This window comes from Arthrobacter sp. Z5-13, from assembly GCF_056499105.1.
On the sequence record NZ_CP096461.1, the window covers coordinates 1 to 13,227 of the forward strand.

The 13,227-nt window shown below is 58.5% G+C and carries 14 protein-coding genes; 7 read left to right on the top strand and 7 right to left on the bottom strand.

Annotated features, from left to right (window positions below; genetic code table 11):
* Nucleotides 1-551 precede the first annotated feature (551 nt).
* Together M1E02_RS21235 and M1E02_RS21240 are read right to left on the bottom strand one after the other, a co-directional pair.
* Entirely contained in the window at nt 552-1,124 is a 573-nt protein-coding gene (locus tag M1E02_RS21235; protein ID WP_479378296.1) for a recombinase family protein, read from the bottom strand.
* 223 nt (nt 1,125-1,347) lie between these two features.
* Complete coding sequence (locus tag M1E02_RS21240) at nt 1,348-2,292, bottom strand: alpha/beta hydrolase family protein (protein WP_479378297.1); 945 nt, start codon at nt 2,290-2,292, stop codon at nt 1,348-1,350.
* A gap of 119 nt (nt 2,293-2,411) precedes the next feature.
* Here M1E02_RS21240 and M1E02_RS21245 point away from each other — a divergent pair, with 119 nt between their 5' ends.
* The 3 genes from M1E02_RS21245 (at nt 2,412) to M1E02_RS21255 (ending at nt 5,793) form a co-directional block, all read left to right on the top strand.
* Nucleotides 2,412-3,011, top strand: a complete 600-nt coding sequence (locus tag M1E02_RS21245; protein ID WP_479378298.1) for a TetR/AcrR family transcriptional regulator — start codon at nt 2,412-2,414, stop codon at nt 3,009-3,011.
* A gap of 209 nt (nt 3,012-3,220) precedes the next feature.
* Nucleotides 3,221-4,288 carry a protein kinase domain-containing protein gene (locus M1E02_RS21250; protein WP_479378299.1) on the top strand — a complete coding sequence of 356 codons (1,068 nt, stop codon included), beginning with the start codon at nt 3,221-3,223 and terminating at the stop codon, nt 4,286-4,288.
* A gap of 350 nt (nt 4,289-4,638) precedes the next feature.
* Nucleotides 4,639-5,793 carry a tetratricopeptide repeat protein gene (locus M1E02_RS21255; RefSeq protein ID WP_479378300.1) on the top strand — a complete coding sequence of 385 codons (1,155 nt, stop codon included), beginning with the start codon at nt 4,639-4,641 and terminating at the stop codon, nt 5,791-5,793.
* 79 nt (nt 5,794-5,872) lie between these two features.
* On the opposite strand, the gene M1E02_RS21260 is transcribed toward M1E02_RS21255, so the two are convergent.
* Nucleotides 5,873-6,169 carry a ribbon-helix-helix domain-containing protein gene (locus tag M1E02_RS21260; RefSeq protein WP_479378301.1) on the bottom strand — a complete coding sequence of 99 codons (297 nt, stop codon included), beginning with the start codon at nt 6,167-6,169 and terminating at the stop codon, nt 5,873-5,875.
* A complete protein-coding gene (locus M1E02_RS21265; protein WP_479378302.1) occupies nt 6,166-6,948 on the bottom strand; it encodes a ParA family protein in 783 nt (260 codons plus the stop codon). Before M1E02_RS21265 ends, M1E02_RS21260 begins: the two co-directional genes overlap by 4 nt.
* A 378-nt stretch (nt 6,949-7,326) precedes the next feature.
* Here M1E02_RS21265 and M1E02_RS21270 point away from each other — a divergent pair, with 378 nt between their 5' ends.
* Nucleotides 7,327-7,629 carry a hypothetical protein gene (locus tag M1E02_RS21270; RefSeq protein WP_479378303.1) on the top strand — a complete coding sequence of 101 codons (303 nt, stop codon included), beginning with the start codon at nt 7,327-7,329 and terminating at the stop codon, nt 7,627-7,629.
* On the opposite strand, the gene M1E02_RS21275 is transcribed toward M1E02_RS21270, so the two are convergent.
* Complete coding sequence (locus M1E02_RS21275; RefSeq protein ID WP_479378304.1) at nt 7,613-9,388, bottom strand: MarR family transcriptional regulator; 1,776 nt, start codon at nt 9,386-9,388, stop codon at nt 7,613-7,615. The two genes, M1E02_RS21270 and M1E02_RS21275, sit on opposite strands and share 17 nt — an antisense overlap.
* A gap of 227 nt (nt 9,389-9,615) precedes the next feature.
* A complete protein-coding gene (locus M1E02_RS21280; RefSeq protein ID WP_282331177.1) occupies nt 9,616-9,843 on the bottom strand; it encodes a hypothetical protein in 228 nt (75 codons plus the stop codon).
* Between the two features lie 291 nt (nt 9,844-10,134).
* Here M1E02_RS21280 and M1E02_RS21285 point away from each other — a divergent pair, with 291 nt between their 5' ends.
* From M1E02_RS21285 to M1E02_RS21295, 3 genes are read left to right on the top strand one after another with little or no spacing between them, the layout of a single operon-like run.
* Complete coding sequence (locus tag M1E02_RS21285; protein ID WP_479378305.1) at nt 10,135-10,602, top strand: hypothetical protein; 468 nt, start codon at nt 10,135-10,137, stop codon at nt 10,600-10,602.
* Nucleotides 10,603-11,052 carry a hypothetical protein gene (locus tag M1E02_RS21290; protein WP_479378306.1) on the top strand — a complete coding sequence of 150 codons (450 nt, stop codon included), beginning with the start codon at nt 10,603-10,605 and terminating at the stop codon, nt 11,050-11,052. It begins immediately after the preceding gene.
* 60 nt (nt 11,053-11,112) lie between these two features.
* On the top strand, nt 11,113-11,970 hold the full coding sequence (locus M1E02_RS21295) for a hypothetical protein (RefSeq protein ID WP_479378307.1): 858 nt from the start codon (nt 11,113-11,115) through the stop codon (nt 11,968-11,970).
* On the opposite strand, the gene M1E02_RS21300 is transcribed toward M1E02_RS21295, so the two are convergent.
* Complete coding sequence (locus M1E02_RS21300; protein ID WP_479378308.1) at nt 11,967-13,115, bottom strand: alpha/beta hydrolase family protein; 1,149 nt, start codon at nt 13,113-13,115, stop codon at nt 11,967-11,969. The genes M1E02_RS21295 and M1E02_RS21300 overlap by 4 nt on opposite strands.
* Nucleotides 13,116-13,227: the final 112 nt, after the last annotated feature.

The window sequence follows — 13,227 nt, forward strand, 5'->3', positions numbered from 1 at the left end:
ACTCCGGTCGCAGTCCTGACGAAACCGAATACGAACAACCATCAGGCCTGTCCGTGGTTCTGAAAACCCCCGGAAACACTCGACGCGCGCCGGCTCAGTACGAAGGCTGTGGACTGTCTTTCCTAAATCCTCTTCTTACATGGAAGCCCAAAGGACGCCTAATCCCCGTCCCGTAAGCGAGTCCCACCGCGACAGCTTCCATCTGCTGCCCGCCATGAATATCGCATCCAAGCGCGCTGTCTCGGATTCGAGTTCACCCAACCCGCAAAACTGTCCCTCAGAGGTGCCTGAGTGCTGTTCTGCGAGTCATAGAAATCAGTCTCAAATACGATCGATTACCGAGACAAGCCGGGCCCAGTCCCCCGCTAACTTCCAAATCCCCGTGGCGACGCGGACACGGGACGTCTCGAAATGCCGTCAAACAACCCGTAGTCCCGCAACGGCAAGTTGCCCGGGATTAAGAGAATATGGCGACGAGTAATGGCTGTCTCCAGCAGGCGAGTTGCCTGGCGAGCGGTTACAGGCAGCCCTTGCCGGGGCAGTCGACGCGTTTAGGGTTTCGTGAGGTGACGGTAGATCGTGGGTCGGGTGACGCCGAATTCCTGAGCGATGTGCTCGACGGTGTGGGCGCGTTTACCGTCGGGGCCCTTTTCTTCATACATCTCCCGGGCGAGTTTGACCTGACGGGGCCCGAGCTTTGGTTTCTGTCCCCCGGTCCGGCCGCGGGCACGGGCGGCGGCCAACCCATCGCGCGTTCTTTCGGACATCAAAGAATGCTCGAACTCCGCGATTGAACCGAGGATCTGGAAGAACATCCGGCCGACGGCAGTCGATGTGTCGATGCCTTGGTCAAGCACCACCAGGTCTACGCGGCGTCCCTGCAGGGTTTTGGAGAGCTCGATGAGGTTTTCCAGTGACCGGCCAAGCCTGTCGAGTTTAGTAACGACCAGCTTGTCCCCTGCCCGGTTCGCCGACAGCAACGCCTTCTCCAGCTCGGGCCGGCGGGCGAGTTTCCCGGAGGCCGTGTCGATGAAGACCTGCTCGCAGCCATCCGCGGTAAGTGCATCGTGCTGGGCTTCTGGATTCTGTTCCTGGGTGGAGACCCGCCCGTATCCGATACGCATCACCAAAACGTATCACTAACGGTGCAAAGCATTACGTAGACGAGTACACGGGAACCATTACAAAGTCGGTCCCCGATTCCCGCGGATCCCCAGAAGGCCCGCGAATTGTCTCGCGAACGATCCTTCGCGGACGCCATCTGGAATGTCTTCCTTCCAGTGGGTACCGATGCCAGGCTCCTCGCCAGCAGCTGGGGCGCACGGCGAGGGACGGAACTGCATCTATTTACTTACTATCAACGCGCCCGATCGGATCGGTGCTGTCGCTGAACGCGGAGCGAGCAGCGGACCAGCTGCTCTCATCGACATGTAGAGCGGTCTGAAGGTAGGCGGTACTCATACGCTGGATGACGGCGACCCGCTCAGGGTTTTCGTCGGTGGTCTCGGCCACTTCGTAGCCGACAATCCCGCCGAGGGCGTGCTCGGCACCGTAGAAGGTGAGGAGGTCGGTAGCGCCGGGGCTGTACGTGTAAGCGTCGGTGAACCAGTCGGGTCCGCGGCTGGACATCTTGGACTGGTCATGGTCGCCCGCCACGACGAGCGTAGGGGAGTTTAGTTCCTGGAACGAGGGGCGCATGAAGGGGAAGTTTGCCTGCGCGAACGGGTGAAGGTCATCGCCGCCGACGCCAGTCGCAGCGAACAGGATGCCCGCGGTGACGCGATTGTCCGACATGTCGTCGCCGACCTGGCCCGCTTCGTTGAAGATCCGCGCACCGAGGAGCGACTGGGCGGTCTGTCCGCCCCATGAGTGACCGGTGGCGGCGACGCGGCTGCGGTCGATGCGGCCGGCAAGTCCTGGGACGGCGGCCTCGATGGTGTCGAGCTGGTCGAGGATGCGGGTGAGATCCGCGATCCGTTCGGTCCAGATCGTCGGGAACACCGGGTGGTCGAACCCGAAACCGTTTCGGCGTGAGTCGAGGTGGGTGGGCTGGATCACGACGAACCCTTGCGAGGCCCAGAACGCGGTGAGCGGCGCGTAGCCATCGAGGTTCCAGCCGTTGCCATGGGAGAACACCACTACGGGGAGGTTCGTACCGGTAGTCGGCGCGGACACACGCACTTCCAGCGGGACCGGTCGGTCGGGGGCAAACAACGCAACAGGAGCGACGGAGACGACCGAAGTGCCGGTTCCGATGATGCCGTCCAGCGCATCGACGAGAAGCGAGGTCATGGCAATTCCTTTCTAGAGGCGCGCTCTGTGATACTGGTTATCGGAGCGTCGTTCCGCAACATTACGGAACTCTGCTCCGTAATGGAAGTACGCGCGGTCGAAATGGTGAGGACGGGCACATGGCTAAGAGCGAGAGCGACCAGTCGCACTCTGCGCGGCCCCAGCAAGTGGGCCGTCCGCGTCGAAGCCAGAAGGCACTCCTCAACGCAGCGGCAGAGGTGTTCGTGACCTCCGGAGTCGACGCTCCGGTGCGCGAGATCGCAGCCAAGGCCGGCGTCGGGGTGGGAACGATCTACCGTCACTTCCCGACCCGTCCGGAGCTCGTGGTAGCGGTGTACCGGCACCAGGTCGAGGCGTGTGCAGAGGCAGGCCCGCGACTACTCGCTGAGAGCCCGACGCCCGAAGCAGCGTTGCGGGCATGGGTGGCTTTGTTTGTGGAGTTCCTCGTCACCAAGCACGGCCTCGCTGGCGCACTCCATGGGGACAGCGCCGGCTCCGACGCTCTGCATACCTACTTCGTAAGCCGTCTCGTACCGGTATGTGGTGACCTCCTCGAGGCAGCCCTTGAGTACGTTGACGCAGCTCCGGCGGTCGATGCGTACAACGTACTAAAAGGTATCGGCAACCTCTGCATCGGTGCCGCAAGCGACACCAAGTACGACGCCGGCGCTCTCGTGCAGCTACTCATCTCAGGCGTACTCGGCTGCGAGCCTCGCTAGTCCAGACCCATTGCGTCGTCGCGCGGCAGGACCAACAGCGCCGCGAGAAACAAGCCACTTATCGCTGCGAATCACAGGCTAGATTTCGGCGACTCACCGCGGATAGGTCAGAAACGGTCGTATTTGACTAGCATCCAGACTCCCCCAAAAGTAAATGGCCAGCGGTAACCTAGGCCGTAGGTTCTAACTTCTAAGAGGGGATCTCCTAGGTGCACTCTCAGCTCGATGCTGTCAATGCTGCAATGCATCTCGAAGGCAAGGTGCTGGATGGCGGGTGGACAGTTGAAGCGTTAATTGAACCTGACCCCAGCGCAACAGGAGGCGTCTTCAGCGTCGGATACTTTGTTACGCATAACAGCGGCAGAAAGGGCTTCCTAAAAGTCCTTGACCTTGCGTCGGTAATAACGCGAGGAGTTGATGCCATGCACGAAGCGACGAGCGCCTATCTCGCAGAGAGAGATCTCCTGCTCATGTGTGGTTCACGAAAGCTTTCACGTGTGGTGACCGCCGTAAGTCACGGCACTTTAACCATGCCTGAGTACCTGCTTGCGGAGGTCAACTACATCATCTTCGAACTCGCCACTCATGATGTGAGGGTTGCCCTTAGCCAAGCCGAAAAAATAACCCACGCCCTGATGCTGGATTATTTACGGAACCTAGCAGTGGGCCTCCGCCAGCTGCATTCCAATGAGGTGGCACATCAGGATCTAAAACCATCGAATTTCCTACTCTTCCCTGACGAAACCGATGGTCGACACGTGGGTAAGATCGCCGATCTTGGTCGAGCTTTCCGCAAGGGGGCTCCAACTGCTCATGACGTTCTGACGATGCCTGGAGACCGTTCGTACGCTCCTCCGGAGCAGCTGTTCGGCTATACATTCCCCGACGAACCCGTCCGACGCTACGCTGCAGACCTCTACCAGCTGGGCAGCATGGCTACCTTTATGTTTGTTGGAACAACCATGAATGCACTCTTGTCGCAGGAGCTGGACAGCGAGCACCATTGGAACAGCTGGGGTGATTCGTTCCTGGATGTACTTCCCTATCTGGAGGACGCTTACGCACGCATCATTCAGGACCTTAAGGAATCCTTGCCCACAGCTGTGGACTCGCGCCTAGGCTCGATCATAGAGTTCCTTTGCCAACCGGATCCCCGAAGGAGGGGCCATCCCGCAGCCCGCAAGGCTAAAGGATCCGGTTACTCCTTGGAAAGAGTGGTATCTGAGATCAATCTCCTCGCCCACAGGGCACTGATTCAGGCAGATAGCACAACATGAGCGCGTCAAAGCCAATCGAAAATCGACAAGTCATACCACGCTGGCGAACATTTCAGAGCACGCTTTCAACCCGTGAACTACACTCGACGTCTCCTGCGCCGCCCAGTCTCTCCGTCCCCGAAATAGACCGGCTCCGTTTTGAATATAGGACCGACGCAAACATATATATAGCGGCAGATCTGCTCTCGGCGCTCATCAGCAACCGAATAAGCGGGAGTGAAGTCGACGACGTTTCCGAATACATCACCGCCACTGGCCAAGCACCAGTCGTTCTCCGACACAGCATTGCCAGAACCCGGGTGAAAGAAGAGGACATTCCGCTCAACCGTTTAGGGGTTCGGCCGACGGCAATGGCAAACGTGTCCAGGTTGCGTCGGTTCGTCCGAGACCAGCCGCGCAATGCTATCGCCCGCGTGGACTTGGCCTTGGCCTACGCGATTCTGGGCAATGCCGGCAGGGCGGCACGCGAAATCGCTATTGCCTTGGCGTTGGCACCGGACAACAGGTTTGTACTCAGATCCGCGTCGCGCTTCTTTGTGCATGTGGAAGATCCTGACCAGGCGCATTGGATTCTGGAGCAGTCAGACAGAACCAAGACGGATCCATGGCTCCTATCCGCTAATCTTTCTACCGCACAGCTCGCTTTCGGAAAGTCTACGAACGGACGCCTCGCCCGTGAGCTTCTTGTCAGCCAACGATTCAGCCCCCATGCTCTCAGTGAGCTCGCGAGTGAAGTTGCAACCGGAGAACTTCACCGCGGCAGCGACAGGACGGCAAAGAAATTCTTTACCCAATCGCTGCTTGAACCGAACGAAAATGCGGTTGCCCAGGCAGCGTGGGCATCGGAAAACAAGTACCTGCAAGTCAGTTCCGACGCTCTGACAGTCGATCGCGGGTATGAGGCACGTGCCATTACCTGGGCGCATGGAGGCCGGTGGACGGAAGCCACCGACGAAAGCGAGAAGTGGCAGTTGGACCAGCCATTTGACCTGCGTGCAGCCATGTTCGGTTCCTACTACGCATCGATGGGTGCTCAGGACTATAAGCGCGCCCTGGAAATCGCAACCATTGGGCTCTCAACGCATCCAACGGAGCATATGCTCCACAACAACGCCGCCTTTGCCTTAGCGAATTTGGGTAGAACAGCGGAAGCGCGAACCCATCTGGCGGGGCTACCAGGACAGGACAGCGACGACTACCACGTATTCCAAGCAACAGAGGGTCTCGTTGCCTTCAGAGAGGGCGATGAGACCCAGGGCAGAGAATCTTATAGAGGGGCAGTGGAAGGACTTGTCCGTTCGGGACGGCGCCCAGACGCCGCCGCTGCAGCGCTGCTGTGGGCGTTGGAAGAAACTCGGATAAAGTCCCCTATTGCGAAAGAGACCAGGGTGCTGGGCGAGCGACTGCTATCAGCAGCGTCTCCCTCGCAAGAGACGCAGGCTCTACTACAAAGGCTGGACGAGGCTGACTTTACAAGCGCTGTAGCGAACATGTTTCGCCAGTAGTCCCGGACAGACCAAAGCGTCCAGAGGAGAACTCCCCCGCAGATTCCATGCTTGCAATATTGCAAGCATGGAATCCTTCTCAGATTCTTTTGCCCGTGGTCTTCTCGATGTAGTCTCGGACGGCTTCATCGAGAACGGCCGCGATGGGTATCTTGGTCCGCTGTTTGTATGCATCGAGCCAGTCCAGGAGATCAGGGTCAAGGCGATTGGTGAAGGTGACCGTCCTCTTCTTCGCTACCGGAACTGTCTCGCTTGTTGTCTGCTGCGGCGCAGCCGGCGCCGTAACGGCTTCAACGACATCAGTGCGCGGTGCCCTGGCCAATGGAGCTTGGGCTGCACCAACTGACGGGATCTGTGGCTGCCTCTTGATACTCATTTGGTGCTCAACTCCTCTTGAATTGCAACTGCATGGCTAGTGAAGGCTTCGCCGGCTTTCACTGCGCCCCTGGACGAGATCTTGCTCAAGGGCACTCTTGCCGATTGGCCGTCTGCTATAGCCGTTGTCCTGGGGATAGCAGGGGCGAGCACCGCGGATCCGAAGGCTGCGTCAAGCGCCTGGCGCTGGTACATGTGCTCAGAGGTTCCCGCGTACTTGTTCACCACTATCTTTGGTTCCGCGAGCCCTGGGTTGTACATAGCGCTCCCCCGGACTCTTGTAGTCAACTCCATAAACTTGACGGCGCCCTTGACGCTAAACGATTCGGAGTCGATCACAATCCTGGCCTCATTGGCATAGATAAGGCCATTGAGTGTCAGCCGCCCAAGTGCTGGTGGCATGTCCAGGAGCATGACGTCGTATTGATCAAGGTCTGCACCTTCTGCCGCATTCTTCAGACGGGCTTCTGGAGCCATGATGTTTTCAACTTCGATCCTGGCCAAAGCCTCATCTCCCGGAAGCAGATCTACGCCCGAGAAGTCTGTCCCCATTACAACTTGGCCGAGGGTACCTGGCCGTTCGTCATACAGGGCGTCGAAGAGTGTGAGCTCTGGTTCGGTGCTTCCGCCAATCAACACATCAGTCAGATTCCGCTGAGGGTCCAGGTCAGCGCAAAGAACGCGATGGCCGAGCAGCTGGAGAGCATGTGCAAGGTTGAGGACGTAAGACGTTTTGCCCACGCCACCTTTGCGGTTACCGACTGCAATTACATACGTCATCGCTTCCCTTTCGCCTTGCAATACGTATTGCAAGCAATACGTATTGCTGTATGGCTTGCAATACGTATTGCAAGATGTTTTACCCAACTGGGACAAGACTGTACACCGGAGGGTGTGACCTTGCAATATTGCAAGCATGCAATATTGCTTGCAACCGTATTGCATGCAATCTGTATTGCATGCTTGCAATACAACCTAATCCAACGCCTCCCTAGAGCTATGCCTGTTACTTTGGGGCGACGGATGTTGATGAGCTGCATGCCGGATCCGGAAGCTCCACACCGAGGAGCTGGAAGGCTTCAGGGCCTGGTACATGGGCCCGACGGTCACACGACAGCCGATAGCCTCGCGAATCCGCTGGAACGGAAGATACCGAACATGGGTCAGCGGTCGCTGACTGACCGGCATGTTGATATCACGGTCGTTGCCGATGTCGCCGATACTCCCTGGCTGTGGAACGACGGGAAGCCATCCGGGTTGTGTGCGACTGTTTCGTTCGCTGGTCATCACCGACAGCTGGACCAGGGTGTCGTTGCCGTCGGGGAGTGCGATGCTTGGGCGAGCGAGATCGTGGGGGATGACTCCGCACCTTGCTCGGCGAAGGTGGAGGCGGCCTGGACCATGGGAAACCTGCCCGCTCTTTTGGCGTTTCGTTTTGGGAGCCTTACGCTGTGGAGTTGAAGGCGAAGTGGACGAGAGTGACATCATCTGGGGGGCCTTCGAATTGTTCCCAGGGGTAGTCGTCGGTGGGGGATAGCAGCTCGGCGACGGTGTGGGCGCGTTTGGAGAGCCATTCCCTCCAAACCGTGCGGTCTTCCATGTATTTTCGGAGTTGCACGGCCACGGCTTCGAGTACGCCGAACCTCTCGGCCAGGTCCTTCAGCGATGTGGTGGCCACGATCGACCAGGCACGGCCTTTGGTCCGGGCAATGAGGTTCCATGCCGCCAGGATTTCCAGGGCTTCCCGTAATGCGGTCCTGGATATTCCGGCAGCCTGGATAAGGTCAACGCTCCGCAGCGGCTCGGGGGAGTGCTCCAGAGCTTCGTAAACGAACGCGGCCGGCATGCCCAGTTCCCGGAAGACCGGGCGAAGGGCGTGGATCTTGCCTTTTCGCCAGGACAGGTCTTCGGCTGCCGGCTTCACGTCCTCCGGGATGGTGAGCATGTAGAGATCTCCCTTGGTACCCCGTCCTTGTTCTACAAGGGTTACCAGCGGGTCTTTCTCTGATCTGAGCGCCCGTAGGTGCCCGGCGACGGTGGTGTGGTCCAATCCAGTGGCCACGGCGACCGATCTGACACCGAACTCAACGAACCGTGTTGCTGTCATGTGGGCAGCCTCTCCCAGCGCCCGCAGAATCATTCTCCGGGCCATCCCGTTCCTGGAGTCTTGATAGCGGGGTTCCTTGAGCCTGAGCGCGTTACGCCAGGTTCGGATGAACCGATGCTCAGCATCGGAATCCGTTGAAACGGAGTTCTCCTGTAGCCAGAGGGGCTGTGTAGAAGGCGGGCTTGTGGGGGATATACGCGCATTGTTCTTTCCCGCTTTGGATCGTTGGTTTTTGTGCAGGTAGGAGACTGCTTTGGCCCAGTCCCGCCGCAGGGCCGGCATACGGTTCCTGGCGGAGTACCGGGCATAGAACGAGGCAAGTCCCGGCCAAACACCCTGCAGTATCCGGCGTTCAACGTCCGTGAGCTCAAGGCCGGCGGCTGCAGCTCCGACAATGACTGCCTGGCGGGCATCCGAATCAGTGGCGTAACGGTTCGCGTCGTAAAGCCCGGTGACGGCCAGCTGCTGCATGGCGCGGGACATCCGACCCGTCAGGTGCGGGGCCTTGGCTGCAGCAGCCGTAGACGGCGTGAAGGGCTGCTCCAGGCGCAGCGCGCGTGCGGCTGCAATCTCGCTCGCCAATTCCGCGTTCAGCTTGGCCCACACGGCGGGGCTGTTCGGCCGCCGGACGACGTCGTACGCCATGTTCAGGCTCATGGCGAGTTCCTGGTGGCCACCACGCTTATGGAGTGAACCAGGAACGCGCATGCAGCCGTGATTGAGGTTCTGGTGCGGGGTCTTGTCCAGGCTCCGGTACCGGGTGCCCAGAGCCTCGACAAGATCACGCGCTTCGGAGAAGGTGACGCGCCGTTCCAATGGAACGTAGACGTGGCGGCCGCCGCTGGGGGAGTAGTCCTCAATCCAACGTGCACCGCAAGAGTACAGCCACGTCTGGAGGGCCTTCACATCCGCCTCAACCCAATCAACGCCGCCAGTGGAGGAGTCAAAGTCCAAGAAGATCGCAGCGCATGTACCGTCTTTCCCGAAAATGCGCACGGCGGCCGGGAACGAGGGAAGAGCGCCGGTTAGATCCCGTTCATGCTTCTGTGGGTACGACTTACCGCCATCACGCGACAACCGGACACGCGGCTGGCCGGCCAACAACGGTGCCAAGGCTGCCCACGCCTGTTCAGGCGTGACTTGACTCGCGACACTCGGAAGGGCATGCGTTGACGCACAAACTGATTGGGATACGATGGGACCAGTTCCTTTCCAATGGATGGGTACGACAAGATCCACCCACTGGGTGGGTGTTGGGGATGTTCAGATCGAGATCCGCCAAGAAAAGGATCTGAACGAGAAAACGTTGTCGAAGGCCCGCGAAAGCGGGCCTTCCTCGTTTAGGAGGCCATGCGACTGATAGGCAGAGCCTCCTGGTTTGCGTCGTCAAGTTTGTTAGGCAGACCGTTGTCACGGTCAATGAGCGCACCCAGATAGTCGCTGAGGGAAAGCCCATGCTGTTGTGCGGCTTCGTGGGCGCGCTTGTGCTGATCGGGATAAATGCGTCCCCGCAGGGCTACTCGATTGCCGTCTAGCTTCGGCGTGGCGTACGGGCTGTATGCGCTCATACCCTCATCCTTCACTTAATTTCCCCCCGATACCGGTACCGGCGCTCGGCGTGTCGCCCGAATGGTAATGCTTCCTACGTCCAGGGTTCATTGCGATGCGCGAAGTTACCTGAACGTGTCATCGACTTGATTCCCCCCAAGAAACCAAGTACGCGAAAGCCTACAGACATGCTCCGCACATGCACAACTCAATAGTTACTCATGGCCTATACGCTATGAATGGCATCAGGTAACATCTTGTGTCAGCTGTCCGCCTGCTCTGTGTAGTGGTCACACCATAAGCAGCTGACCTTGGCTGAAGGAGCTTTAACGATGGCAAATGGGGGCCGCAGCGTGTTTCTTACGCAGCAACAGAAGAAGGAGCGGCTAGCGGATCGCATGGGCATCCTGGTGGATATCTGGGAGTCCGATAACAACACTGCGCTCACTTACCCTCATGTCGAGCAAGCCCTTTCGGCGCACGGAATCCACCTGTCGCGAACGCGGTGGTCCTACTTGATCAATGGAACTGGCAGCTTGGTGACAGATCAAGAGCTCCTGAAGGGCATCGCAGAGTTCGTTTTTAAGGTGCCGGATGCTTACCTCTGTGATCTCAATAGTGAAACTCCACCCGAGGTTGAGGCCCGGATGGATTTCCTGGTCCAGTTGCGAAAGCTCAAGGTGAAGAACTTCGCCGCCAGAAACCTGGGAGCCATGTCACCTGAAACGCTGAGGACAATCACTGAAATCATCGATGCCTCGATGAACGAGGAAGAGTGAATGAATCTCCCACCGGTTCAGGACAAGGTTCGGGAATTGTGCGGTGACGGCACGACATCAATGGCGGAGGTCCTTGAGCGTCTGGCCATAATCTGCGAAAAGCCGATCAAACTGATCGAGCAAGAGGGGTCCTGGGGAACACTGACAGCCTTCAAGTTGGACTTTGAAGATCATTTTAAGATCTATGTCCCACCGCAAGACTCGACGCAGTATAAGCTTCACTGCATTTATCACGAGCTCGGACACATATATCTGGAGAGCTTCCAGGGTTCCTTGTTTCTGCCGGATTTCTCTGAAGCGATGCTGAAGGAGGCCGCTGGTGCGAAAAGCATGAGCTGCTGTTCTGTCCCGAATCATCCTGTAGAACGCTGGGTGGAGGATTTCGCTTTCGAGATGTCGAAGAAGACCCGTTCACGCAGCTCGTCCGAGCCTGATCCTTTCCTCTGCTAGACCATGAAACTGTTGCTCTTTGGGCTGCTGAGTGCCCTATGCTTCCTTCGGATCCCCGCTATGGTGAAGGTGTCGGAAGCCCGGGCGTCGTGGGTGGCGTCGGTGTTCGGCCTCGCGGCGCTCTATGTGCTGGGAACGGTTACACCGCTAGAGGTTATCGACAGCTACCTCGGTGGCGTTAACGTGACGAACCTGCTTCAAGCCATCTTCGCGCTACTGGCGATCTTCTTCTTCAATGACAGCGTGCGGCGTTTAGCGAACGTACCCATTGTCAGGTGGACCTACTACGCTCCGTTGCTGAGCATTCCTGTCATGATTGTCAGCTTCGCCCTGATTGAGGACAAAGCTCCAACGGCTGCGGACTACATTGATACCCGGATGGATCAGCTCGCAACTGCCGTGTACAGCGGCACGTACATGTTCGCTTTGTTGTTCACTGTGCTCAGGATCATATATATGCTTCGGCACAAGGCCAGGGGCCCGTATGCAACGTTCTCAGTGGGCCTGCTGGTGGTTGCGGTGGCTGTTTCGTGCCACATTACGTACGTGGTGTTGTTCTATTTCTCGTCCTGGGACGCCTTCGCCCGAGCCATCGGATCTTGGTTTGACCACCTTTTCTATGTAGGCCTCTCGCTGACGGCGGCGGGGTGGCTGATTCTTTTCCTGTCGAAGCAGCTCCCGAGGTTGCGTCTCTGGATGATCGATGCTCTGTGGCTGACTGGGTTGAGGATGCGGGTTAATGCGGATCGATCACGAGTCAGTCCGGCGTGGGACCTTTTCAATGAAACGCTCGAAAATGGCGTCTACAAAAGCCTTATTGTTCTGCACAACTACGAGCGGGCGAACTTGACGACGCTCCCGGAATCTATTCAAACCAGGATCGATCGCATTGAGACAAAGCTCGATGCGCGGGTCTAGCTGGGATCAGTAAATAGCGTTTTCCTGACCCAATCCGTAAGTTCTTCGGTAAACGCCTGCGGCGAAGCGTTCCACTCCTGGGTATGGTGAGCCTCAGGTAGTGCAACCAAAGTGACGGTGGCCGGATTCGCGCGTTGGAAGGCCTCCGAGATCTCCCAGGGCACCTCTTGGTCCGTGTTGGAGTGCAGGACGAGTGTGGGGACTGCCACGCGGTTAGGTACATCGACCCAGTCAAGTGCATTGAAATCGATTGGTTCCTCCAGCCCGAGCATCTTCGCGAATGGGGGAGTCTGGAGCAGGCACATGACAAGGCCGGCGCCAATCGTCGGGACGCCGGCCCGCGCCGCCCCTGCTGTGATGGTCTTTCGCCAGCTCGTGACGGGACCTACCAGGACAATCCCTGCGATCCGGTCCCGGTGGGCGCTGCGCTCCGCTGTAAGCAGGGCAATGGTGCCACCCATTGACCAGCCGGAGAGAATGATGCGCGAGGCTCCATGAGCTACGGCGTAGGCCACAGCGCTTTCCACGTCACGCCATTCAGTTTGCCCAAGGTGACTCGATTCCGCCTGTGGTGGGGTGACCTCGGCGTCGCTGCGAAATGTGGGAACCAACGAGGTCAATCCCAGTGAACTGAACGCATGGACATCTCGGAACATGATCGATCGGTCGGTCCAGCTGCCATGGATATGGATCACCCATACGTCCGTGTTCCCCTCGAACATCCATGCAGGCGCCGTACCGTAGGCGGTGGGCACGTCCACCTCTTCGTAGCGTCCGCCGACAGCAGAGGGCTCGAAAAAAACATCCGGGGTCCAATCGACGATTGGCCCCAGACATCCCGTCCCGGAGCCGGGCGCATCAATCCGCCGCTCTACGTACATTTGATCCTCATTGATCAGCGTGACGTCGCCGACTCGCGTGTACTTCTCTGTCGCCGGGTCGAACACGCCGAAGTCGCCCGGGGCTTTGGTGTACTCGTCCAAATCGATGCGGATTCGCCGTCCGTCTCCTATCATCTCGGCCCGGCGGTATTCCTTTGGGCCCCGCTTGACGATCCTGCGTGCCATGACGACCGCGAACCCAGATAGACCGGCAGCCGGCACAAGGAACGCCAAGCAGGCCAGGACGCGCCGTGTCGTCAGCATTGGGTCTTCATCCTCCAGTGACGATCAAGGCAGAACAACGGAAACCCACACATCGTACCGTCCCTTCAGTCCCGATATACGCATAACCCATGCCCACTACAGGCGTTGCACA